Annotated in this window: 21 protein-coding genes; 11 read left to right on the top strand and 10 right to left on the bottom strand. The window is 58.1% G+C overall.

Translation table 11 applies throughout. From position 1 onward, the window contains the following. Positions 1–18 precede the first annotated feature (18 nt). Entirely contained in the window at positions 19–1,587 is a 1,569-nt protein-coding gene (gene guaA, locus AAF739_07080) for a glutamine-hydrolyzing GMP synthase (GenBank protein ID MEM6382419.1), read from the top strand. Between the two features lie 106 nt (positions 1,588–1,693). On the opposite strand, the gene AAF739_07075 is transcribed toward guaA, so the two are convergent. Further along, the gene (locus AAF739_07075) at positions 1,694–2,134 is read right to left on the bottom strand and encodes a L,D-transpeptidase (GenBank protein ID MEM6382418.1); all 441 of its coding nucleotides are present in this window, start codon (positions 2,132–2,134) and stop codon (positions 1,694–1,696) included. Between the two features lie 287 nt (positions 2,135–2,421). Between AAF739_07075 and panB the strand changes: the two genes are divergently transcribed. The 4 genes from panB (at position 2,422) to der (ending at position 6,829) form a co-directional block, all read left to right on the top strand. Then, positions 2,422–3,243 (top strand): 3-methyl-2-oxobutanoate hydroxymethyltransferase, encoded by an 822-nt coding sequence (gene panB, locus AAF739_07070; protein ID MEM6382417.1) that lies wholly within the window; start codon positions 2,422–2,424, stop codon positions 3,241–3,243. A gap of 137 nt (positions 3,244–3,380) precedes the next feature. Beyond that, a complete protein-coding gene (locus AAF739_07065) occupies positions 3,381–4,046 on the top strand; it encodes a tetratricopeptide repeat protein (protein MEM6382416.1) in 666 nt (221 codons plus the stop codon). 3 nt (positions 4,047–4,049) lie between these two features. Beyond that, positions 4,050–5,369, top strand: coding sequence for a PQQ-binding-like beta-propeller repeat protein (locus AAF739_07060; GenBank protein ID MEM6382415.1), 1,320 nt, complete (start codon positions 4,050–4,052; stop codon positions 5,367–5,369). Positions 5,370–5,401: 32 nt separating this feature from the next. Beyond that, on the top strand, positions 5,402–6,829 hold the full coding sequence (der, locus tag AAF739_07055; protein MEM6382414.1) for a ribosome biogenesis GTPase Der: 1,428 nt from the start codon (positions 5,402–5,404) through the stop codon (positions 6,827–6,829). Between the two features lie 4 nt (positions 6,830–6,833). Here the strand turns inward: der and AAF739_07050 are convergent, their stop codons facing one another. The 9 genes from AAF739_07050 to rpsF all read right to left on the bottom strand — a co-directional run bounded on the left by AAF739_07050 (position 6,834) and on the right by rpsF (position 15,638). Further along, positions 6,834–7,634 carry an SDR family NAD(P)-dependent oxidoreductase gene (locus tag AAF739_07050; GenBank protein MEM6382413.1) on the bottom strand — a complete coding sequence of 267 codons (801 nt, stop codon included), beginning with the start codon at positions 7,632–7,634 and terminating at the stop codon, positions 6,834–6,836. Positions 7,635–7,648: 14 nt separating this feature from the next. After that, on the bottom strand, positions 7,649–9,094 hold the full coding sequence (gene purF, locus AAF739_07045) for an amidophosphoribosyltransferase (GenBank protein MEM6382412.1): 1,446 nt from the start codon (positions 9,092–9,094) through the stop codon (positions 7,649–7,651). A gap of 41 nt (positions 9,095–9,135) precedes the next feature. Beyond that, positions 9,136–9,684, bottom strand: a complete 549-nt coding sequence (locus AAF739_07040) for a CvpA family protein (GenBank protein MEM6382411.1) — start codon at positions 9,682–9,684, stop codon at positions 9,136–9,138. 242 nt (positions 9,685–9,926) lie between these two features. After that, entirely contained in the window at positions 9,927–11,327 is a 1,401-nt protein-coding gene (radA, locus tag AAF739_07035) for a DNA repair protein RadA (protein ID MEM6382410.1), read from the bottom strand. A 64-nt stretch (positions 11,328–11,391) separates the two neighbouring features. Beyond that, the gene (gene alr / locus AAF739_07030; GenBank protein MEM6382409.1) at positions 11,392–12,510 is read right to left on the bottom strand and encodes an alanine racemase; all 1,119 of its coding nucleotides are present in this window, start codon (positions 12,508–12,510) and stop codon (positions 11,392–11,394) included. Positions 12,511–12,537: 27 nt separating this feature from the next. Continuing rightward, complete coding sequence (locus AAF739_07025; protein MEM6382408.1) at positions 12,538–14,028, bottom strand: replicative DNA helicase; 1,491 nt, start codon at positions 14,026–14,028, stop codon at positions 12,538–12,540. Between the two features lie 140 nt (positions 14,029–14,168). Continuing rightward, entirely contained in the window at positions 14,169–14,804 is a 636-nt protein-coding gene (rplI, locus tag AAF739_07020; protein ID MEM6382407.1) for a 50S ribosomal protein L9, read from the bottom strand. Between the two features lie 172 nt (positions 14,805–14,976). Then, positions 14,977–15,213 carry a 30S ribosomal protein S18 gene (rpsR, locus tag AAF739_07015; GenBank protein ID MEM6382406.1) on the bottom strand — a complete coding sequence of 79 codons (237 nt, stop codon included), beginning with the start codon at positions 15,211–15,213 and terminating at the stop codon, positions 14,977–14,979. Beyond that, positions 15,213–15,638, bottom strand: coding sequence for a 30S ribosomal protein S6 (gene rpsF / locus AAF739_07010; GenBank protein ID MEM6382405.1), 426 nt, complete (start codon positions 15,636–15,638; stop codon positions 15,213–15,215). Before rpsF ends, rpsR begins: the two co-directional genes overlap by 1 nt. A gap of 357 nt (positions 15,639–15,995) precedes the next feature. Between rpsF and fabD the strand changes: the two genes are divergently transcribed. The 6 genes from fabD (at position 15,996) to AAF739_06980 (ending at position 21,811) form a co-directional block, all read left to right on the top strand. Then, positions 15,996–16,940, top strand: coding sequence for an ACP S-malonyltransferase (gene fabD, locus AAF739_07005; GenBank protein ID MEM6382404.1), 945 nt, complete (start codon positions 15,996–15,998; stop codon positions 16,938–16,940). Between the two features lie 44 nt (positions 16,941–16,984). After that, a complete protein-coding gene (gene fabG / locus AAF739_07000) occupies positions 16,985–17,725 on the top strand; it encodes a 3-oxoacyl-[acyl-carrier-protein] reductase (GenBank protein ID MEM6382403.1) in 741 nt (246 codons plus the stop codon). Positions 17,726–17,948: 223 nt separating this feature from the next. Next, entirely contained in the window at positions 17,949–18,185 is a 237-nt protein-coding gene (locus AAF739_06995) for an acyl carrier protein (protein ID MEM6382402.1), read from the top strand. Between the two features lie 58 nt (positions 18,186–18,243). Then, positions 18,244–19,512, top strand: a complete 1,269-nt coding sequence (gene fabF / locus AAF739_06990; GenBank protein ID MEM6382401.1) for a beta-ketoacyl-ACP synthase II — start codon at positions 18,244–18,246, stop codon at positions 19,510–19,512. A 166-nt stretch (positions 19,513–19,678) separates the two neighbouring features. After that, positions 19,679–20,887 carry an endolytic transglycosylase MltG gene (mltG, locus tag AAF739_06985; GenBank protein MEM6382400.1) on the top strand — a complete coding sequence of 403 codons (1,209 nt, stop codon included), beginning with the start codon at positions 19,679–19,681 and terminating at the stop codon, positions 20,885–20,887. An 18-nt stretch (positions 20,888–20,905) separates the two neighbouring features. Then, complete coding sequence (locus AAF739_06980; GenBank protein MEM6382399.1) at positions 20,906–21,811, top strand: YicC/YloC family endoribonuclease; 906 nt, start codon at positions 20,906–20,908, stop codon at positions 21,809–21,811. Positions 21,812–21,817 lie beyond the last annotated feature (6 nt).

Genomic DNA, 21,817 nt, shown 5'->3' with positions numbered 1-21,817 from the left:
AGGACCTTGCCACTCGTTATGACCGCATCCGCACCCGACGAACACGCGACCGTCCTCATCATCGATTTTGGCTCGCAAGTCACCCAGTTGATAGCCCGTAGGGTTCGCGAAGCGGGCGTCTACAGCGAGATTGTCCCATTTCAATCCGCAGATGAAGCGATCGATCGGCTGAAGCCACGAGCCGTCATCCTGTCGGGCGGTCCGGCCTCCACCTCCGACATGGGATCGCCGCGTGCACCCCAGCGCGTGTTTGAACTCGGCGTACCAGTCTTGGGCATCTGCTACGGGCAGATGACCATGTGCATCCAGAACGGCGGAAAAGCGGAGGGTTCCGATCATCGCGAGTTCGGCCGCGCTTTTGTCGAAGTCGAGCGGGCATCGCCACTGTTTGATGGGGTCTGGGATGTTGGGACGCGGCACGAGGTTTGGATGAGCCACGGCGACCGCGTCATCGAGCTGCCCGGCGGCTTCGATGTGCTTGCCACCTCGCCAGGTGCACCGTTTGCGGCCTACTCAAACGAGGATCAGGGCTTTTATGGCGTCATGTTCCATCCCGAGGTGGTCCATACGCCTGATGGGGCAAAGCTCCTGTCCAACTTTGTGCACAAGATCGCAGGCCTTGCCGGTGATTGGTCGATGGGCGCGTTTCGCGAGGAGGCGATCCGGCGCATACGCGAACAGGTTGGCGATGGGCGGGTGATTTGCGGGCTGTCGGGCGGCGTCGACAGTGCGGTTGCGGCCGTCCTGATCCACGAGGCGATCGGCGATCAATTGACGTGCATCTTCGTCGATCATGGATTGATGCGGCTCAACGAGGCTGAAGAGGTCGTGTCGTTGTTTCGCGGCCACTACAATATCCCACTGGTGCATGTGGATGCCGCTGACGCCTTCATCGGCGAGCTCGAAGGCGTTTCCGACCCTGAAAGCAAACGCAAGATCATTGGGCGGCTGTTCATCGAGACCTTCGAGGCCGAGGCCAGAAAGCTTGGCGGCGCGGACTTCCTCGCTCAGGGCACGCTCTACCCTGATGTGATTGAAAGCGTTTCGTTCACCGGGGGACCATCGGTTACGATCAAGAGCCACCACAATGTCGGTGGTCTGCCAGAGCGGATGAACATGAAACTGGTTGAGCCGCTGCGGGAGTTGTTCAAGGACGAGGTGCGGTCTTTGGGTCGAGAGCTGGGGCTACCTGATAGCTTTGTCGGGCGGCATCCCTTTCCCGGTCCTGGTCTGGCTATAAGGTGTCCCGGTGGCATAACGCGCGAAAAGCTCGATATTCTGCGCAAGTCCGACGCGATCTATCTGGAAGAGATACGTAACGCTGGACTGTATGATGCCATTTGGCAGGCTTTTGCTGTTCTGCTGCCGGTGCAGACAGTCGGCGTTATGGGCGATGGCCGAACCTATGAGTACGTCCTAGCGCTTCGGGCGGTGACCTCGGTCGATGGCATGACCGCCGATTTCTTCCACTATGATATGCAGTTTCTGTCGAACACCGCGACGCGCATCATCAACGAGGTCAAGGGTGTCAACCGCGTCGTCTACGACGTCACCTCCAAGCCGCCGGGGACGATTGAGTGGGAGTGATCAGAACACGCAATGCACGACCTCCCAAAGCTCGGACCTTGGAGCGCTCATCACTCCGCGATGACCGCTTTGAAAACCCTGAGGGGCCCAAGATGCCTGTTATGGCCTACTGGGTTATCTGAATGCGGGTACGGTGCGGACCGTACTCCCGCACAAGGGAAAACAGTGTCCGGGCATGTTCCGGATGGAGGCGAATGCATCCGTGCGACGCGCGCGAACCAAGCCGACCGATGGCATTGGTCGCGTGGAACGCATATCCGCCCTGGAAGAAAATTGCATGGGGCATCGGTGCATTGTTGTAGGTACGCGAGCGCCACATCTCGTGCATGCGCAGCGGCCTCCATGTGCCCGTCGGCGTAGAATATCCACGCTTCCCACTGGAAACATTCCAACTATGAACGACTTCGCCGTCGACGATCACCTGCATGCTTTGTTCGGACAGGTCGACTTTTGCGATGACCGATGCGTCAGCGGAGGGAGCGCTCCAAAGGCCAAATGTGATAGCCAACGCAAACAGTATCATGAAGCGGGAGTGTGCGCGAACCATGGTGCAATCCTCTAGATGGGCATGACTGCTCAATGTCACACCGATTCTGCCAAATGCCGCAGTAATAATGTGCGCCGAGGCGTCGTACCTTTGCAAGACATTCCTGTGAGGTCCGGTTAATGGTTGGGTATTCTTGGCCGTAAGGTAAACAAACACCGCAACAGCGGTTGTGCGCGTTGCCGATGTAGGCCCCGAAGCAACAGCCGATGCATGGAAGATTGGCTAGCTGGTCGCTCATCCAATGATCGGTTATCAGCGCCTCTGCACAGCTTTGGTTTTAGGGTTTCATGTCTGTCCAAACGTCCAAGCGTCGGAAAACGGCGGTTGATATAGCCAAGCGGAAAAACGGCGCCCCGGTCGTCGCATTGACTGCCTATCACGCTCATACAGCGTCGATCCTCGATGAGCATGTCGACTTCATACTTGTTGGCGACTCCCTGGGGATGGTGATGCACGGCATGGAATCGACCGTGCCCGTTACACTCGACATGATGATCGTCCAGGGTTTGGCCGTCATGCGCGGATCAAGTGAGGCGCTGGTTGTGGTTGACATGCCCTTTGGCTCTTACGAAGCCAGCAAAGAGGAAGCCTTTCGCTCCGCCGCGCGAATTCTTAAGGAAACAGGGGCGGGTGCGGTGAAGCTTGAGGGCGGCGAGCATATGGCAGAAACCGTCGAGTTCCTTGCGCGTCGGGGGGTCCCAGTCATGGGTCATGTCGGTCTGACGCCTCAAGCTATCAACACAATGGGAGGCTTCCGGGTTCAGGGCAAATCAGACGAGAGCCAGGCACAAACCGAACGCGATGCTCGCGCAATTTCCGATTCAGGTGCGTTCGCTATCGTCATGGAAGGTATCGTTGAACCGGTCGCGCGTGCCATTACTGAACAGATACCGACGGTAACGATAGGCATTGGCGCGTCTCCAGCGTGCGACGGACAAATTCTCGTGCTTGAAGACATGTTGGGCTTGAACGAGTGGACCCCCAAATTCGTCCAGGAGTTCGGGTCCATCCGCCAACACATTGAAGAAGCCGTCACAAACTACGCGAACGCCGTTCGGGACCGTTCTTTCCCGGCTGCCGATCATGTTTATGCCAGAAAGCGCCTTTAGCGCCCCGCAAGGCTATTGATCGTCTACTAAGCAGATTGCAGTGACATCGACCAACCACTATGGTCCGCGCGCGAAGGGCGACGACCAAATCACGTTTTGCCCGCGGCGCGCATTCATTCTCTTCCTCTCTTGGCCCCATGACCGATATTTTTTCTGAAATTGAAGAAGACATCCGCAAGGATCGTGCAAAGCGACTTTGGGATCGTTTCGGTAAGTTCATCATAGCAGGCGCGCTTGCTCTTGTGCTTGCTGTGGCCGCTTGGCGCGGCTGGGAAGCTTATCGGGCAAATCAGGCGGCGCAGGCGGGGGATGCCTTCCTTGATGCCGTCGCATTAATTGAAGCTGAACCTGAGCGAGGAATTGCGGAACTCGAAGCGATCGTTGAAGACGGCCCAGCGGGCTACGCGGCGCTCGCTCGTTTCAGGACAGCGAGCGCACAGGCCGAGCGTGGTGCAATCGAAGACGCACTTACAACGATGCGTGCGTTGACGACCGATAACAGCGTTGACCCACTTTTGCGGGATGTCGCCAAGGTTCGGCTAGGCTATCTATTGCTCGACCATGGCGACCCGACGGAGATTGAGGGTCTACTGATTGACCTGTCCGACACGACAAGTCCGTTCAGTCATTCGGCGCGAGAGATACGAGCCTTTGCCGCTTTGAAGGCAGGAAATCGTGATCAGGCGCAAGCGTTGTTTGTCGAGCTGCTTGGGGATTCTCAGAGCCCTGAGCCCGTCCGGTCCCGAGCACGGGTCGCACTTGACGTTCTTGCCAGTGATGGCGCCGCGACAGCTGGAAGTTAAGGTATGAGTTTGAAGCGTTTGTTCCTGCCGCTTGCCTGCGTCCTTGGTTTGACGGGCTGTGCCACAATCGGCGACACGATAGACACGATCAACCCCTTTGCCGAGGATGACGAGCGGCTGGCAGGTGAACGCCGATCGGTTGGCAATGCGGGCGACCCCGCAGCATCCGTCGCCAATGCCGTTGTCAGTATTCCTGGCCCCTCCGGAGCTGTTGATTGGCCCCAACCGGGCGGGAATGCGGCAAACAACCCAGGACACGTATCCCTGTCCGGCGTTCAAAGTTGGCGCGCCAACGTCGGCGAGGTCAGTGGACGCCGGCGCATACCCATGGCTGCTTTGCCAGTCGTCGCGGGCGGTCGAGCCTTTGTCTATGATCCGAACGGCAACGTTACAGCGGTCTCGATTGGGGGCGGCGCGCGCAGTTGGCGCCGTGAACTTCGAACGGAAGGAGAGAACGGCCAGGTCGCGACAGGCGGCGTCGCGTTTGCTGACGGGCGTATCTTTGCAGCCACGGGCTTTGGGCAGCTCTTCGCCCTTGATGCAGCCTCCGGCCAGACCGTTTGGGCCGTTGATCTTGATACGCCGGCTCTCTCAGCTCCGACCGTTGCAGACGGGCGGGTCTTTGTGGTGACGCAATCCAACACCGTGCTTGCGATTTCAACCTCTGATGGAACTGAGCAGTGGCGCTTTCGAGGCGTCCCAGCACGGGCAGGACTGTTGGGCTCTGGAACCCCGGCAGTCTCAGGCGGTCGGGTTATTGTGCCCTATTCATCTGGTGAGTTGGTGGCTTTGAGCACCGACGGCGGCGAGCCTCGTTGGGCAGATGCGGTCGTCACGGGTGCACGCTATCAAGCGCTTTCTGGCCTTCGCGACCTTGTCGCAAGCCCAGTAATCGCCAATGGAGCGGTTATCGCGACCGGCGTTGGCGGGCGAACGATCTCGGTGAACTTATCGAGCGGGGCGCGGCAATGGGAAACCAATGTGGGTTCGGTTCATACTCCGATTGTCTCTGGCGATGTTATCTTCATGGTCGATCTCGAAGGCCGATTGATGGCGCTTTCGCGGACCTCCGGAGAGATCCAATGGGTTCGTCCGCTTCCCGGTGGCCCTGGCGAAGGTCAGGAGAAATGGGCCGGCCCGGCACTGGCCGATGGCGTGCTCTTCCTGGCATCAAGCGAGGGTAATGTTCTGCAGGTAAGCCCCAGTGATGGGCAGATCGTTGGGCAAAGTTCGGCTGGCGAAGATATCTTTTTGCGGCCGATAGCTGCCGGGGGGCGAATACTGGCCCTTGCAGCCGATGGCACTCTTCTCGCCTTGAATTGAGTTTGGTGCCAGATCCATCTCCCCACGAACCCTTGGTCGCCATCGTAGGGCGACCAAACGTGGGCAAATCAACGCTTTTCAATCGCTTGATCGGCAAGAAGCTTGCCCTCGTCGACGATTCCCCAGGCGTAACCAGGGATCGACGGGAGGGTGCCGCCTCGATTGGCGATCTCAGCTTCACGCTCATCGACACTGCGGGCCTTGAGGAGGTTGATGCTGCCTCGCTTCAAGGCCGTATGCGTGTCCAAACAGAACGAGCGATCGAAAGCGCGGATGTTTGCCTTTTTCTGTTCGATGCTCGCGCCGGCATGACGCCAATGGATGCTGAGATGGCGTCGCTGATGCGCAGGTATGCGCAGAAAACCATCCTCGTTGCCAATAAAGTTGAAGGTCGGCGTGGCCTTCAGGGTGCTTATGAAGCTTTCGAGCTAGGTCTTGGTGACCCCATCGCCGTTTCCGCCGAACATGGCGAGGGGATGGGCGAACTCTACGCGGCGCTTGACGAAAAACTGAAAGCACTTGCTACAAGAGCGTCCGCCTCCAGCGAGGCTACTGATCACACCGGGCAGAGCGGTTGGCTCGACAATGATCAGCCGGGCGCCCCTGATCTGTTGGTGACAGAGGCCCGCCAAGGCCCCCTCAAAGTTGCAATCGTTGGCCGCCCTAATGCTGGAAAGTCCACGTTGGTCAATCACCTGCTCGACGAGGAGCGTCTCCTGACCGGACCGGAAGCCGGCATCACGCGCGATACGATTGCCGTTGACTGGGGCTTCAAGGGACGCGCCTTCAAACTGTTCGATACCGCCGGCATGCGCCGTAAAGCGAAGGTCCACAATAAACTCGAAAAGCTATCGGTTGCGGACACCTTGCATGCCGTCCGCTTCGCCGAATGCGTGGTGCTTCTGATGGACGCCGCCCAGCCTTTCGAGAAGCAAGACTTGCAGATTGCTGATCTTGTCGCGCGCGAGGGCAGGGCGCTCGTTTTCGGTCTGAACAAGTGGGATCAGGTTCGCAACAAGGATGCCTTCCTTCAGACGTGCACCCTAGAGCTTGGACGTTTACTGCCCCAGGTGCGCGGGGCACCGTTGGTTCCGCTTTCTGGTCTGAAAGGCAAGGGTACAGATGCCCTGATGGATGCCGTGCTGCGTATGGACGAGGTATGGAATAGCCGGGTCTCCACCGCCGCACTTAATCGTTGGCTCGCGGCAACAACGTCCCAGCATCCACCACCGGCCGTTGCTGGACGGCGCATCAAGTTGCGCTATGCAACGCAAGTCAAAGCGCGACCCCCGACGTTTGCCGTTTTCTGTTCCCGACCAGATGCGCTGCCGGGAAGCTACACGCGGTATCTCATCAACAGCCTGCGGGAACGCTTTCAATTGGAAGGGGTGCCGTTGCGGTTAAATTTGCGCAAGGGACACAATCCCTACGCGCAGAAGGCCAATAAAAGAAATCGCTAGTGCCTCAACCAGCCGGGCTGCCTGCAAGCGCCGCTGGCCTGATCTGCTTGGAGGGCAAATCGTAGACCATGCCGGTTTGGTTCCATTGTGGGCTGCATAGTTCCAAAATAGCTTCAACGATCTGCTCAGGTGCCGGAAGGGTGTCCGGCTTCTCGCCTGGAACTGCACGGGCACGCAGGGCAGTCCGAACTGGGCCGGGATTAAACAGGTTGCATCGGATCGCGCTGTTGGCGTTCTCTGACGCATAGGTGCGCACCAACGCTTCGAGCGCCGCTTTTGAGGCGGCGTATGTGCCAAAAAACGGCTTATCCATGCGGGCAAGACCGGATGTCAGGAAGACAGCCCTCGGGTTGGGCGATTGGCGTAGAAGCGGGTCGATGGATCGCAGCAGGCGAAAGTTCGAGGTAACATTGATATTGAACACCTCGTCAAAGACCTTCGGCTTGAGATGAGCAACGGGTGTGACGGTCCCTAGGATGCCAGCGTTACCAACCAAAGCGTCGACACGACCGAAGCGTTGATACAGTGCGAGGCCGAGCCGATCGATCCCCTCATGGTCCGCCAGGTCCATGGGCACCAAGGTGGCGCTCCCGCCAGCTTGTTTGATGGCATCATCAAGCTCTTCCAAGCCGCCAACGGTGCGTGCAACAGCCACCACGTGCCAGCCTGTGCTGCCCAAAGCCTTTGCCGTCGCGAAGCCGATTCCGCGTGACGCACCTGTAACCAGGGCCACCGGATTATCAATTGAACCGGCGTCGACCGTTGGCTGGTCATCATCGTTCGCTGCAGGAGGGTTGGATGCCATCGGCTTTCGTCGCGCTAATCGATCTCGACCAAGCGATGGTGGCTTTGCGTTTTCTCGGCGCAATCGGTCAGTGTGGTTGGATAATCACCGCTGAAACAGGCATCGCAAAACTGCGGAATGTCGCTGTTACGCCGGGCTTCGCCGAGCGCGCGATAAAGGCCATCGATACCAAGGAAAGCTAGGCTGTCGACACCAATACTGGCTGCGATCTCATTGACCGTCTGTCGGGCAGCGATCAGCTTGTCGCGCTCGGGTGTGTCCACTCCATAATAGCAAGCATCGCGCGTGGGCGGGCTTGCGACACGCATATGGACCTCACGTGCGCCCGCATCTCGAACCATTTGAACAATCTTCTTTGACGTTGTGCCTCGAACAATCGAGTCGTCAACCAATAGTACCTTTTTGTTTTCAAGCAGGAGCCGGTTCGGATTGAGCTTGAGCTTGACCCCCATATGCCGGATGGCGTCGCTGGGTTCGATAAACGTTCGGCCCACATAGTGATTGCGGACGATTCCCAAATCAAACGGAATGCCCGATTCGGCAGCGTAGCCGACCGCAGCCGGGGTCCCGGAGTCCGGTACCGGGATTACGAGGTCAACGTCAGCCGGTGCCTCGCGCGCCAGCTGCGCGCCGATTTCCTTCCTGACGGCGTAGACATTCCGCCCCTCAACCATTGAGTCTGGGCGAGCGAAATAGACATACTCAAAGATGCAGAAGCGTGGCGAATGGGGCTCAAACGGCCGGTGGCTCTTGATGCCACTTTGCGTGATGACGAGCATCTCACCAGGCTCGATATCGCGCACAAATTCCGCTCCGATGATGTCCAGGGCGCAGGTTTCCGAGGCCAAGACAGGGGCACCATCCATCGACCCCAAAACCAGTGGACGCACGCCCAACGGATCGCGGACGCCGATAAGTTTTTTCTCGGTGAGTGCGATCAGCGAATAAGCACCCTCGACTTTATGCAGTGCTTCGGTCAGTCGACCGACAATACCCGGCGCCTTGGATGTCGCGATCAAATGGATGATGGTTTCAGTGTCAGACGTAGACTGAAAGATCGATCCGCGTTCGCGTAACTGCCTCTGCAGCTTGCGGGCGTTTGTGAGGTTGCCGTTATGCGCAACAGCAAAACCACCACCTGCGAACTCTGCGAAGAGGGGCTGCACATTGCGCAGTACAGCTCCACCGGCGGTCGAGTAGCGCACATGGCCTATCGTTCGGTCGCCATGCAGCCGCTCAATAACCTCGGGTTTGGAGAACCTGTCACCGACCAAGCCGATGTGACGTTCGGAGTAGAACTGCTTGCGATCGAATGAGACAATTCCGGCCGCTTCCTGACCCCGATGCTGCAAAGCGTGCAGACCGAGGGCGGTCAGAGCAGCAGCGTCACTGTGCCCAAAGATGCCAAAAACACCGCACTCGTCTCGAAAGTGATCGTCATCGTCGCAAGAGGCGAACATATCTCAATCCATCCTAAGGGTGGGTAGGGCTTGGCGAGGATTTAACCTTGCGTGTTGCCTGCGCCGTCGGTCGGCGCATCGGTACCACGTATTCGATCGATTATCTGTCCTTCAGGGTCTTCTGGAAGAATTGCCAGCAATTCGGCGCCTAGCTCATCAAGTATGGGTTTCGCGCGTGACTCGGCAACCCATTCCGGTGCGTTCTCGGGAATGAAGAAGTTGAAGAACAGCGCGGCTATCACAAACAGCAAGACACCGCGCGCTGCGCCAAACAAAAAACCAAGCGTACGGTCGAGCGGACCGATCGCAGAATCGGCCACAGCGTCGGACAGCTTCATGGTCAGGTACGACACAATGATCAGGATCAGGAAGAAAAGTACACCGGCTACTGCGGCGGTCGCAAAGACTTCCTCAGTGATGTACTGCCGAGCAAATGGCAGGAAGATGGGGTAGAGGAAATAGGCTCCTGCTGCGGCAGCTATCCAAGAACCGATTGACAAGACTTCGCGCAGAAAGCCCCTCATCATCGCGAGCAACGCCGAGAGCAAGACTACGGCCAAAATCACCCCGTCGAGAATGGTGATACCCATCTCAAAACCCTTCACTTAGCAACTATCGCTTGGTGTTTGCGGACGCATCAATCGCGCGCCTGTTCCAGTTCCGATCGCTGGACCATATTCCGAAAATCCAGCGGCGCTTCCAAAACGCTGGCGCCGCAGCCGGGAATGCTTTAGCGACTCGCTTGGCCCGCCTGCAAGTGCAAGCGTATCACATCGGTCGCAAAAGGCTGGCTGGAAGTCCGGTTCTGCTGATGAAATTGCAGGCACAACAGTCAAGCGGCCCGGCCATCGGCGGCGGATGTGGCAGCAATGTCGGCGACTAGGCTCTCAAGCCTGGTGTGAGGCTGCAGGCGAAGGCCCGTTGTTGCATCACTTTCTTTAGCAAGCGGCGCCGATATCGCGTCTGTGAAACCGAGCCGAGCGGCCTCCTTCATCCGCAACACCGCTTGCGGTGCAGTGCGGATGGCCCCTGACAGCCCGATCTCACCAAAGAAGACTTGGGACGCGGGCAGCGCAAGCCCGGTCAGCGACGCTGTCAGAGCGGCGGCAACTGCGAGGTCGGCTGCCGGTTCGCTGAGCCTAAGCCCGCCCGCGACGGCGAGATATACATCATGACCTGAAAACCGCACGCCGCATCGCGCTTCCAGAACAGCCAACACCATGGCCAGGCGGTTGGTATCCCAACCAACCACAGCTCGACGCGGCGTCCCAAGTGATGTTGGTGCAACCAGGGCCTGGATCTCGACCAAAATGGGTCGGGTTCCTTCCATACCGGCAAACACGACTGATCCCGGCGTTTCCACAAGACGGTCTCCGAGAAACAGCTCGGATGGATTACGTACCTCCTGCAGACCGGAGCCGGTCATCTCGAAAACGCCGATCTCATCGGTGGCCCCGAAGCGATTTTTGACGCCGCGAAGAACACGAAAATGGTGGGTGCGGTCGCCCTCGAAATAGAGAACCGCGTCGACCATGTGTTCAACCACGCGCGGTCCCGCGATCTGCCCATCCTTCGTGACATGTCCAACCAGTACTGTGCAGGCGCCGGTACGTTTGGCGTAGCGAATAACCTGCTGTGCACAGGAGCGGACCTGGGTCACAGTCCCCGGTGCGCTGTCCGCTGTTGCGCTCCAAAGTGTCTGGATCGAGTCAAGGATCACCAGATCGGGCTGCTCGCCCGCCTCCAGCGTAGCCAGGATGTCTTCCAGGTTGGTCTCCGATGCAATAGCGACCGGCGACTGGCTCACGCCCAGTCTTTCGGCGCGTAATCGAACCTGTCCCAGGGCTTCCTCACCGGAGATGTAGACGACCCTAGCGCCGGTGTTCCCAAGCGCGCCTGCCACCTGCATCAGAAGCGTGGATTTTCCGATGCCCGGGTCGCCGCCCACAAGCAGCGCCGAGCCGCGCACGAAACCACCGCCGGTCACGCGGTCAAGTTCCGCTATCCCAGACTGAAGCCGAGGCAAAGGCTCCTCAATATGGTCAAGGGATGAAAGCGCGACGGCTCGGCCCTTTACGGCTCCCGACTTGCCTGGCCCACCAAGCGCACCGCCCCCGGAAAGGCCTTCTTCAACCAAGCTGTTCCACGCGCCACAACTGTCGCATTTGCCAGTCCATCGTGGGTGGCTTGCGCCACAATTCTGGCAAATAAAACTGGACCGGCGTTTTGCCATCGAGACCTCATCTTGAACACGCTAATCGATAGGACACGGATAAGAACAAGACAAGAACAAAAAGTTATTGTGCGGCCCGTGATCCACCGATGTATCGCCGCTCAAGTCGATGCCCTAAGCCCGTGAGGAACTCGTAGCCGATGGTTTGTGCGTGCCTTGCTGGATCATCAACACCGATCTCTGTTCCGATGAGCGTCGCATAATCGCCAGCGGAAAGATGGTCGAAGTCCGGGCCGGTGATGTCAACGGCCATAAGGTCCATCGATATACGCCCAACAAGCGGCGCTCGTTTTCCGCCGAACGAGACATGCGCGCCCTTCCGATCGTCACTTGACCCGGCGAGCCGGTGGTATCCGTCGGCGTATCCAACGCCAAGAATTGCGAGGCGTGCAGCTTGGCCGAGGGTTTCAGCAGCGCCGTAGCCGACAGCCTCGTGGGCATCGGCTTTGCGAATTTGTATAATGCGGGCTTCCAAGGTCACGACGGGACGAATTGGGTTTGGTGTAACCGGCGCTGATGCTCCTCCGTAAAGGGCGATACCTGGCCGAGCGAGATCATGGCGATACGCGCCGCCCAGCAGCGTACCGGCTGAATTGGCAAGCGACGCGGGCACACCGGGAAACCACTCCTTGAGTTCACGAAAACGCTCCGCCTGTTGACCGTTGAGCGGATGCTCCGGTGTATCCGCACAGGCCAGGTGGCTCATAAGGAGGCTCAAGTTCAGGGCTGATGTCCGGTTCTTGTCTTTGGAAAGCGCCAGAGCTTCGTCCATCCGCAGGCCCAGGCGATTCATACCTGTATCGACATGAAGCGCGGCCGGTGCGAACTGTGTTGCTTCGCACCATTGGCGGACTTCACTCAAACTGTTGAGCACCGGTTTGATCTTCTGAGCTCGATAGTCATCGGCTCCGCCGGGCGTTAGGCCTCCCAGACAGTAGATGTTAGCATCTGGCAGAATGGCACGCACAGAGAACGCTTCTTCGGGGAGCGCAACGAAAAATGATCGGCATCCCGCCGTCCACAGGGTTCGCGATACCGGGTCGAGGCCGAGGCCATAACCGTTGGCTTTCACTGCGGCACCGCATTCGCCGGGCTGTGCAAGCGCGCTAAGTTGCTGCCAGTTCCATGCTAAAGCATCCAGATCGACAGTAAGGCGTCCGCCTGCGTGCGAAGCGACGCTCAACGTTTGGTGACTCCAGACAGACTGAGGCTAAAAGTGATCGGGGACATGGTCATCCTCGATGTAGTCACCAAACCGCGTCAATTCGGCTTCAAAGGTCAGTTTGGCCGTGCCAGTGGGTCCGTGCCGCTGCTTGCCGATGATAACCTCGGCCAACCCATAGGCCCGCTCCATGTCTTCTTGCCATGCAAGATGCTCTTCGGTGCCCGGCTTCGGTTCCCTGCTCTGCAAGTAATACTCCTCGCGATACACAAACAGAACAACGTCAGCATCTTGCTCGATCGATCCCGATTCGCGCAAATCCGACAATTGCGGTCGCTTGTCCTCACGGGCCTCAACCTGACGCGATAGCTGAGACAGGGCAATGATCGGAACATCGAGTTCTTTGGCTAACGCCTTGAGACCTGTGGTTATTTCGGTGATCTCCTGAACCCGGTTCTCGCTCGATCTTCTGGATGAGCCCTGTAACAGTTGCAGGTAATCCACCACCAGAACATCAAGCCCTTTCTGCCGTTTTAGCCGACGCGCTCGCGCCGCCAGCTGGCCGACCGTCAGGCCACCGGTTTGGTCGATGTAAAGCGGAGCCGCATGCATCTGTTGGCTGGCAATGACCACCTTCTCAAATTCATCGGATTTGATGTCGCCGCGGCGAATACGCGAGGACGACACGCCAGATTGTTCGGCCAGGATGCGGGTCGCCAATTGCTCGGAGGACATCTCGAGCGAGAAGAACCCAACGATGCCGCCCGCTTCAGTCTCCATGACGTTGTTCGGCCCCATACCACCTCGCCAATGCTTCGCGATGTTATAGGCGATGTTGGTCGCAAGCGATGTCTTGCCCATCGCGGGACGACCGGCGAGAATGATAAGATCCGAGCGCTGCAACCCGCCCATCCGGCGATCGATATTGTTGAAGTAGCTCGGAATGCCCGAAAGCCCGCCATCGCGCTGATAGGCGGCCGTAGCCATCTGGATCGCTTGCTCAAGCGCTCCAGAAAAGCCGATGAAACCCTGCTCGGCGCGGCCTTTCTCCGCCAATGAGAAAAGCTGTCGTTCGGCGGCTTCAATCTGGACGGACGCATCCGTGAGTGAGGTGGTGTCGAAGGCAGCGTTGACCATGTCTTCGCCGATAGAGATCAGCGTGCGCTTCAACGCGAGTTCGTGGACGAGGTTGGCGTAATCAAGAACGTTGATGATCGAGGTCGCGTCCGCATGTAGCCGGAGCAAATACGCAGGGACGCTAAGCTCTCCAATCGTATCGTCGGTCGCGAAAGACGTCTTCACGGTTATGGGCGTTGCAACCTTACCGCCGCGAATCAACTCGGAAATTGTCGCGAAGATTTTTTGGTGCTGGGCTAGGTAGAAATGTTGAGGATCGAGAAAATCGGAGACCCGATAGTAGGCCTCGTTGTTGACGAGAATGGCGCCAAGAAGCGCTGCCTCTGCTTCCGCATTATGCGGTGCAGAGCGTGCGATTGAGGCTGCCGCATTAGCGGAATCCACCGGCGTTAAATCGTTCATTTGCTGTGTCCCAGAATCGTCAACCCAGCATATCTGATCGCTCGCGAACTGGCAGCGCCTAGGGGGGCTTGAAAGCAAAAAAAGCGTCGGCATGTGCCGACGCTTTGATTCAGATTGTTAAGTGTGGGGAAGAGAAGCGGTCAGCCCGCGTTCTCTTGTTCAACATCAGCTTCATCGTCGCTTGCTTCGGCTTCGACCAAATCCTCAGGGATGCTTTCAAAGACCTCTTCGGCATTGGTTTCGAGCTCTTCGTCGGACTCCTCTTCAAACTCAAAACCGTCAAAGTCTTGCACCGTGAGATCTTCACCTGCTGCCTGACGTTCAGCCTCATCTTCAGAACGCGCAACGTTAATGTTGACACTCACCTCAACCTCCGGATGAAGCTGGATGAGCACCTCATGAAGGCCAATGGTCTTGATCGCGCGGTCGAGGCGCACCTGGCTGCGCGCGACCGTGACGCCATTGCTTGTCGCTGCTTCTGCGATATCGCGGGCGGCAACAGAACCATACAGCTGGCCCGTTTCCCCAGCTGAGCGGATGACGATATAGGCGGCGCCGTCCAACTGACCAGCCACGCTCTCAGCTTCTTGCTTGCGTTCAAGATTGCGTGCTTCGAGCTGCGCACGCTCTGACTCGAACTTCGCCAGATTGGCTTTTGTAGCACGCAAAGCCTTGCCTTGAGGGAGAAGGAAGTTGCGCGCATAACCGTCGCGCACCGACACGGTCTCGCCCATTTGGCCAAGTTTCGCGACGCGCTCTAAAAGGATGATATCCATATCGTATGTCCTGCGGTTTGAGTTCACTGTTGCAAGACAGTGGTGAGCGGCGGCTCACCAAGCGCAGGTTACGTGACCCTGCATGCTGTCCCGCGTGCCCAGCCCAGTGACTGGTATCCAAGGATTGCGGTTAGGCGGCGCGTTCTCAGCGCCGCCAGCATCATTGTAAGTCTTACTTCACGACGTAGGGCAGCAGGCCCAGGAAGCGCGCGCGTTTGATTGCTTTCGCAAGTTCACGCTGCTTCTTTGCTGACACCGCCGTTATGCGGCTGGGAACGATCTTGCCACGCTCGGAGATGTACCGCTGCAAAAGCCGTACATCCTTGTAATCGATTTTTGGTGCATTGGCCCCGGAAAAAGGACACGTCTTGCGGCGACGGAAAAATGGGCGTCGTGCTGGTGCGGCCATTACTCTTCTCCCTCGCTTGGTTTTGCAGCTTCATCGCGGCGCGGTCGGCGCTCTCCACGATCAGGGCGGTCGCCGCGTTCACTACGGCCACCGCGCCGGTCGTCGCGCTTCTGCATCATCGCTGATGGGCCCTCATCGAAGCTTTCGACGCGGATCGTCATGTAGCGCAAAACATCTTCATTGATGCTGAGCTGACGCTCCAGCTCAGCGACCGCATCCGACGGGGCGTCGATGTTCATCATAGTGTAGTGAGCTTTCCGGTTCTTTTTGATGCGAAAAGCCAGGCTCTTCATGCCCCAATACTCGGTGTTTTGTACCGAGCCGCCATGTTCGGTGATCAACCCGCTATACTGTTCCACAAGCGCATCCACTTGTTGCTGGGATACGTCTTGGCGGGCAAGGAACACATGCTCGTAAAAAGCCATCAGTCGTCCTCTTCGTTTGGATCATCCGGCGCAAAGCCTCTTCGAACGATGATCCATATGCGCAAGGCATAGAGGACAAGCATTCGAAAGGTTCGAGAGCGGAGACACGGGAAGCAATCAACTTATGTTGATTTACCAGCAGTGCTGATCTTCCGTTCAACCCCCGGCCGGAGCCTTCGCTTGAAGGCGCTCGGGCTATAGCGCTGCTTTCGACAAAGCGCAACCGTCAGCTGCTTGTATCCAAGTCTTGAACGCTTGACCCTAATCGGGTTTCCCGCCAAACCAGCGGCCCGAGCAAGGCGCTGATTTTGTAGGCCGCGCGCTCCAGCCATCAAAATTATAGCAGGCGACCGTATCATGACGACAGCATTTGTCTTTCCTGGGCAGGGCAGCCAAGCCGTCGGAATGGGCAAAGCGCTCTACGAAGCTTTCCCTGAGGCTCGAGAGGTGTTTGACGAGGTCGATAGCGCACTCGACCAAAGCCTGACCCGCCTGATGTTTGATGGGCCGGACGAAACGCTGACGCTGACCGCAAACGCGCAACCCGCGCTCATGTCCGTGAGTATTGCTGCAGTACGCGCGCTCCAGAATGCCGGCGTCTCAGTCCTTCAACATGCCAGTCATCTCGCAGGTCATTCTTTGGGGGAATACTCCGCGCTTGCCGCAGCCGGCGCCTTCGATATTGCCACGACGGCCGCGCTGCTGCGTACCCGTGGAGAAGCGATGCAGTCCGCTGTTCCCGTTGGCGTTGGTGCCATGGCAGCGGTGCTCAATCTGGATTTGGCAGCGGTTGAAACAATTGCCAGAGAAGCTGCACAGGGCGAAGTCTGCGAGGCGGCCAATGATAATGCTCCCGGGCAGGTCGTCATTTCAGGTCACAAGGCGGCCGTCGAGCGTGCGATCGAATTGGCTAAGGTCGCCGGCGCGCGACGAGCCTTGCTTCTGCCCGTTTCAGCGCCTTTTCATTGCGCGTTAATGGCACCTGCAGCTGATGTGATGCGTGGAGCACTCAACGCGGCGACGATCCGCGAGGCCGCCAAGCCAGTGGTTGCCAATGTTCTTGCTGCACCGATTACCGACCCCGACCAAATCAGGACCCACTTGGTCGAACAGGTGACCGGGCGCGTTCGTTGGCGAGAGAGCGTGGAGTGGATGGCGGCTAACGGCGTCGATACCTTCATCGAAATCGGATCTGGCAAAGCTCTTTCTGGAATGATCAAGCGCATGGTCGATGGGGCAACGGTCCTCAATGTCGCGTCGCCTGAAGACGTTGATCGTGTGGCGAGCCATTTAATGCGATAACGCGGCTGATCTGAGCGTGCCAAGACACAATGACGGAGAGCAGCATGTTTTCACTGGATAGTCGCGTAGCGCTGGTCACCGGCGCCTCTGGTGGCATCGGGGGTGCGATCGCTCGAGCTCTAACCGACGCTGGAGCGAAGGTGGTGATCACGGGAACCCGGCAGGAAGCGTTACAGTCACTCGCTGACGACGTCGGTGACGCGGCCATTCCATTGATTGCCGACCTCAGCGACAACAGCGCGGTCTCAAACATCTTGCCTGAGGCAGAGGCCAAGGCTGGTGCGCCTATCGACATTCTTGTGAACAATGCCGGCATTACACGAGACCAGCTGTTTATGCGTATGAAGGATGAAGACTGGGACAGTGTTATTGCGGTGAACCTGACGGCCGCATTCAAGCTGTCCCGAGCTGCAATCAAAGCGATGATGAAAAAGCGGTCGGGCCGTATTATCCAGATCACATCCGTGGTCGGTACAACTGGTAACCCGGGGCAGGGCAATTATGTTGCCGCAAAGGCGGGGCTCACGGGCATGTCCAAGTCGCTGGCCCAAGAGTGCGCATCGCGCGGTATCACAGTCAATTGCGTCGCGCCTGGCTTCATTGCGACGCCGATGACCGATGCCCTCAACGATACCCAACGCGAGGCGATTTTACAGAAGGTGCCCGCCGGAAAGCTGGGCACACCAGAACAGGTCGCTGCCTGCGTTTTGTTTCTCGCAAGCGAAGAAGCCGCTTACATCACTGGGCAGACCATTCACGTCAATGGCGGTATGGCTATGATGTGATGGTGAGGTGGTAGGGGCATAGTGCAGTTGCAGCGGCTCACGATGGTGCGGCGCATATAAGCGCGCCCGACCAACGCGCGACTTGCTGTGATCCATTAAGGTTGATAAGTGCCCGCAAGCTTTGTCCTTGTGTGCTTCCCCAACCACCTTGGCAATTCCGAAAATCCAGCGAGTTACGGCTCGCTAACAAACCTTTACGCGACACCATGGAAGGATGAACGTCATGGCTGATGTAGCAAAACGTGTGACCGAGATCGTTGTTGAGCATCTCGGTGTTGAAGAAGATAAAGTGAAGCCTGACGCATCCTTTATTGATGATTTGGGCGCAGACAGTCTCGACACGGTCGAGCTGGTCATGGCGTTCGAAGAGGCTTTCAATGTTGAGATCCCCGACGACGCGGCTGAAAAAATCCAGACCGTTGGTGACGCGATCAAATTCTTGTCGGAAGCTAAAGCGTGATCCCGCGTGCGCCGCGACCTGACGCTGGCGCACGAACCGCAAGAAAGGAACCATCTTTATGCTTCGGCGCGTCGTCATAACCGGCTTGGGTATGGTGAGCCCACTTGGGGCGGATACCGACACAACGTGGTCGCGTTTGATCGACGGACAATCAGGTGCAGGTCGGCCGTCTGAATTTGAGACGGCTGATCTGGCTTGCCAGATAGCGTGTCAAATTCCACGCGGCGATGGTACCGATGGGACTTTCAATGCGGACGACTTTCTACCGCCAAAAGAACAGCGGAAAGTCGACGAGTTCATTGTCTACGCAATCGCCGCTTCGGATGAAGCGCTCAGCGACGCCAAGTGGCATCCTGAAAGCCACGATGATCAAATTCGCACAGGCGTTTTGATCGGTTCGGGCATCGGGGGACTGAACGGAATAGTCGAAGGTGGCTTGACGCTAGAAGAAAAGGGTCCCCGCCGCCTCAGCCCCTTTTTCATCCCAGGCCGCTTGATCAACTTGGCCGGTGGGTATGTGTCCATTCGCCATGGATTGAAGGGTCCTAATCATGCGGTCGTTACGGCCTGCTCGACAGGTGCGCATGCCATCGGAGACGCTGCACGGCTGATCGCACTTGATGACGCCGATGTCATGGTCGCCGGTGGGACAGAGTCGCCCGTTGGGCGGATCGCACTTGCAGGCTTCGCCGCCTGCAAGGCTCTATCCACCCATTTCAACGACACCCCCGAGAAAGCCTCTCGGCCCTATGATGCGGATCGCGATGGCTTCGTCATGGGCGAGGGCGCGGGTGTGGTCGTCCTTGAAGAACTTGAGCACGCCCGCGCTCGGGGGGCGGAAATTTATGCTGAGGTTATCGGCTACGGGTTATCAGGGGATGCCTATCACATAACCGCTCCTTCAATGGACGGAGATGGGGCCTTCCGTTGCATGACTGCGGCTATCAAACGCGCAGGGATCGCTCCGTCCGATCTCGATTACGTCAACGCGCACGGCACATCCACCCCGCTGGGAGATGAGATTGAGCTGGCGGCCGTTGAGCGGCTGATGGGAGAAGCCGCGTCGGGATTGACAATGTCATCAACCAAGTCGGCAATCGGCCATCTGCTCGGTGCCGCTGGTGCCGTCGAGGCGATCTTTTCAACTCTGGCAATCAAGCATGGTGTTGCGCCGCCGACGCTCAACCTCGATAACCCGTCCGTCGAAACACAGATTGATCTGGTGGCGCATACCGCAAAGGCAAAGCCGATTCGGACTGCACTATCGAACTCTTTTGGCTTTGGCGGCACAAACGCGTCCCTCGTGTTGCGCGCACTTGACGCTTGACGGGGCAGAACCCATCAATTCGCCATAATGCGGGCGTTTCCAGCGCGTCCCGTGGGCACTTGGCCTTGATTTGGCGGATGTGGATATTGAAGGCCGCAAACACATCGGCCATCTATGACCCCTGCGTTCCGCGGTGTGCGTGCCAGGCAGATAGGAAGATTTCCCAATGAGTGATCCGAACGATCGGGCGGCGTTGAGTGCATCTGGCTTGTCTACCGAGCCAAGAAGCCCGTCGCAGGCGCTCAAGCCAGAGAGCGTAGCGGCGCCCCGTAGGCACGCCAAACGCGCCCGCTCACCTGTCGTGGTCTTCTTCAATGGGCTGTTCTCGCTGGCGCTTCTCGGTGTCTTGATTACCGGGCTTGGGGTGTACTGGGCCAATGTCCAGTTTAACGCCCCTGGACCTCTGGCGTCTGACCGGAACGTCAACATCACGCGCGGCATGACGACGAGGCAGATCGCGACTCTGCTTGAATCGCGTGGGATCATTTCAAGCCGGCTTTTGTTCATTGCGGGCGTCTACGCCCGAGGAGAACGTGAATCATTGAAAGCCGGGGAATACGCTATCGAAGCAAACGCTTCGATGGCTTCTGTGCTTGATCGTATTGTTGAAGGCGATGCGGTCGTCTACTCGGTCACCTTTCCCGAGGGTTGGACAAGCCTACAGATGGTCAATCGCCTATTGGCGACCGAGGACCTGAGTGGTGAAATCGAAGAGATTCCGGCGGAGGGTTCGCTCCTGCCGAGCACCTACGCATACACCCCCGGTGCGACGCGTCAGGGCATTATCGATCGGATGATCGAAGCGCAGGACGAAGCGCTTGCATCAATTTGGGACAGACGCATTGAAGGCCTACCGATAGAAACGCCTGAAGAGTTGGTCGTTCTTGCCTCAATTGTTGAAAAGGAAACCGCACGCGCGGACGAGCGGACGCGCGTGGCCTCAGTTTTCATCAATCGTCTGAACCGCGGCATGCCACTCCAGTCGGACCCCACGATTCTCTATGGCGTTTTTGAAGGCGAGGCGTGGATGGAGCCCCGCCCGATCTACCGAAGCCAGCTCCGCGATACGACCAACCCCTACAATACCTATGCAATTCCTGCTTTGCCGCCTGGTCCCATTGCAAATCCGGGCCGCGCCTCCATGGAGGCGGTCGCAAACCCATCGCGCACAAATGACCTGTTCTTCGTTGCCGATGGAACTGGGGGACATGCGTTCGCCGAAACTTACGATGAGCATAATCGTAACGTCGCGCGCTGGCGTGAGATTGAAGCCCAACGGGAGGCGGAGCGGCAAGAGCGCGAGGCTTCTTCCCAGGCGCAGCCAGAGGCCGATGCCGTGGATGGTGAGGTCGTCGAAGCGACCGACGCTCAGTAGCTTTAGCGGCACCCGCGCATGACCGAGGCCCAGCCCAGTATAAGCTCAATGACTGGTTTTGCGCGGGTCGAGGCGCAGCACGAGATGTTGAGTTTTCAGATCGAGGCGCGCTGCGTGAACGGTCGCAGTGCCGATATTAGGCTGCGGCTACCGTCGGGCTGGGAAGTCATAGAAAGTCCCGTTCGGTCGGCGTTCCAGAGAGTTGTTCGGCGCGGCAATGCGAACGTGACCATCAGCGTCACTCGTGAGAACCGCCGCCTTCCAAAGATCAATAAGAGCGCGCTTGAGGCGCTCAAGCGTCAGGCCTTCGAGCTTGCAGAGACCCACGGCGAGAAACCCCCAAGCCTCGCCGAGTTACTCAGGTTGCCCGGTGTGGTGGAAATGTCCGACAGCGCAGCGGACAATCCATGGGCTGACGGTGACTTGAAGCCCGTCCTGATGAGCGCCGTTGAGAAATGTGCATCGGATCTCGCGGCCACGCGGAACAGTGAAGGCGCGGCTTTGGCGACGGTCCTGTCTGATCTGTTTGACGCGATATCTGCGGAGTCGAAGTCGCTTGGTGAGGCTGCACAGGTTCAGCGCGGCGAACTAGCCGAAAGGCTCGAAACTCAGCTTGCCGAGCTGCTTGGGGACAAAGGTGGGCAGCTTGACCCAAGTCGCCTACACCAAGAGATCGCCTTGCTGGTTAGCAAGGCAGATATTGCCGAAGAGCTCGCTCGGCTGCACGCCCATGTTGATGCAGGTCGCAGGCTTTTGACGCAAGCTGAACCGGTGGGCCGAAAACTCGACTTTCTTGCACAGGAGCTTAACCGCGAAGCCAATACGGTTTGTTCGAAAGCAGCTTCGCTTGCTATCACACAGCATGGTTTGGCCTTGAAGGCGCTTATCGATCAGGTCAAAGAGCAGGTTCAAAATGTCGAGTAGTGCTCC

It is taken from the genome of Pseudomonadota bacterium, from assembly GCA_039024915.1.
Classification (GTDB): Bacteria; Pseudomonadota; Alphaproteobacteria; order Rhizobiales; family MH13; genus MH13.
The sequence above is the reverse complement of the archived record's forward strand: the minus strand, read 5'-3'. Positions and strand labels throughout refer to the sequence as shown.